The sequence below is a fragment of the Bradyrhizobium sp. Ai1a-2 genome, assembly GCF_000426245.1.
Taxonomy (GTDB): Bacteria; Pseudomonadota; Alphaproteobacteria; order Rhizobiales; family Xanthobacteraceae; genus Bradyrhizobium.
In genome coordinates this window covers 1-1,497 of record NZ_AUEZ01000227.1, presented here as the reverse complement: position 1 = coordinate 1,497, position 1,497 = coordinate 1, and the positions used below count along the sequence as shown (strand labels likewise).

Sequence of the window (1,497 nt, the reverse complement as noted above, 5' to 3'; positions counted from 1 at the left end):
TTTTCACAAGGCGGCCTTGCTCGGGTGCGTACGAAGCGCCGACAGCTGCGCGCTGTTCATCCTCATGACGCCGTCAACAACCGGCGGCCGCTTGAAGGCGCTGCTCTCAAGCCGCTTCCAATACAGCACAAGGCCACTGCCATCCCAGACGACGATCTTCACCCGATCAGCGCGCTTCGCACGGAAGACCACCGCCACGCCCTTCATCGGATCGTGGCCCAGCGTCTCCTTCGCCAACAACGCCAAGCCATCCGCGCCCTTCCGGAAGTCTACAGGTCGGGTCGCCACGTAAATCATGAGGCCTACGGGAGCCGTCAGCATGAACGTGTCCGGCGCAACGCCACAAACACATCACTCAGCACGGCAAGCCCAGGCGTTCCGCGCACCTCCACCCGTGCCCCAAGGAACTCAACCGTAACAGCCGCAGCTTTCGGCGATCCGGAGGGCGCGGCAGCCGCCGGCATCGACGTTTCCGACACCAAAGGCACGAACGAAACTGTATCCGCCGAAGCCGGCAGCACCAGTTGACCTGAACGCGCCCGGCGCCGCCAGTCATGCACCTGCTGGGGCCGGCAGCCATGGCGACGGGCGACGTCTGTGACAACCGCCCCCGGCTCGAGGCTTTCCGCGGCAATCTGTGCCTTCAAATCATCCGGCCACTGCTTCCGGCCTGCGCCAGCGTACACTTCGATACGCGGCGACAACCGTCGTCTTATGTCGTCCGAATGGTCGTCCATTGTGAGCACCCTTGCAGAAGATGACTCTTCTAACGGTGCTCACAGGTCTACGCACAAACAATCTGATGGGCCTCGGAGCCCCGCTTACGCTCGAGCTACCTCTTGGTGAGTTGGAGCGTTTCTGATCAGAACTTTCTTTCGATGTGTGCGCGAATCGCATTTGATTTGGCGTCAATCCAGCCGCGCTCGCGGGCGCTTGCGACCATCTTTGTGTAGGCGGCGTCCCAAGTTGGATCGTCCTTGGGTCGGCCAGGCAAAGTAGGCACTAGATCAACAGGGACCAAGGCATTGTCGCGGTCGAGGAGCGTGATCCCTTTCAACGCTGGAGAATTAACGGCAATTGCGCCTTTTAAGACGAGCTTGAATCTGTGAAATTCGAGCGGCTCTGCCAGGTGCACGCCCAGTTCGGGGGAGTATTCTATGATCAAGACTCGGCTCCATATTTGTGAAGATGACCCTAGACTAGCTGCAGTTCGTTCCTAACGACGGATCGGGAAGAAGACTCAGTCGCGCGATAACGTCGAGGAGGCCTGATTCCCACGGGGCTGTATCGAGACGGTGGACACCCTTTGCGCCATGCCGGCCGGCGAAACGCAGCGCGAGGTCCTCCAGATCGCTGCCGAGAAGACCCACGCTAAAACCGTTGGCGAGGATCGTTTCGTGAACCTCCGAATTGGCCTTCATGCCGACCAGTAAGCAGGGCGTCTCCATGCAGATCGAGCTAACAGAACTGACCGTCAGCCCGCGCTGTCCGGCGGCC

At 60.4% G+C, this 1,497-nt stretch carries 4 protein-coding genes; all 4 read right to left on the bottom strand.

All coding sequences use genetic code 11. The features are described 5' to 3' along the window. Nucleotides 1-3: 3 nt before the first annotated feature. Nucleotides 4-321 carry an IS66 family insertion sequence element accessory protein TnpB gene (tnpB, locus tag K288_RS49185; RefSeq protein ID WP_051335074.1) on the bottom strand — a complete coding sequence of 106 codons (318 nt, stop codon included), beginning with the start codon at nt 319-321 and terminating at the stop codon, nt 4-6. Continuing rightward, the gene (locus K288_RS51950; protein WP_084800146.1) at nt 315-737 is read right to left on the bottom strand and encodes a transposase; all 423 of its coding nucleotides are present in this window, start codon (nt 735-737) and stop codon (nt 315-317) included. The genes tnpB and K288_RS51950 overlap by 7 nt, the downstream gene beginning before the upstream one ends. A gap of 125 nt (nt 738-862) precedes the next feature. Beyond that, complete coding sequence (locus K288_RS0143375; protein WP_027584866.1) at nt 863-1,165, bottom strand: hypothetical protein; 303 nt, start codon at nt 1,163-1,165, stop codon at nt 863-865. Nucleotides 1,166-1,199: 34 nt separating this feature from the next. Next, nucleotides 1,200-1,497 (bottom strand): flavin reductase family protein (locus K288_RS49180; RefSeq protein ID WP_244443497.1); only part of this gene is annotated, 298 nt, incomplete at its 5' end.

What these genes read in the sequence shown, in the direction of transcription:
- tnpB (WP_051335074.1), bottom strand. Translation starts at nt 321, where the DNA reads ATGCTGACGGCTCCCGTAGGCCTCATGATTTACGTGGCGACCCGACCT.
- K288_RS51950 (WP_084800146.1), bottom strand. Translation starts at nt 737, where the DNA reads ATGGACGACCATTCGGACGACATAAGACGACGGTTGTCGCCGCGTATC.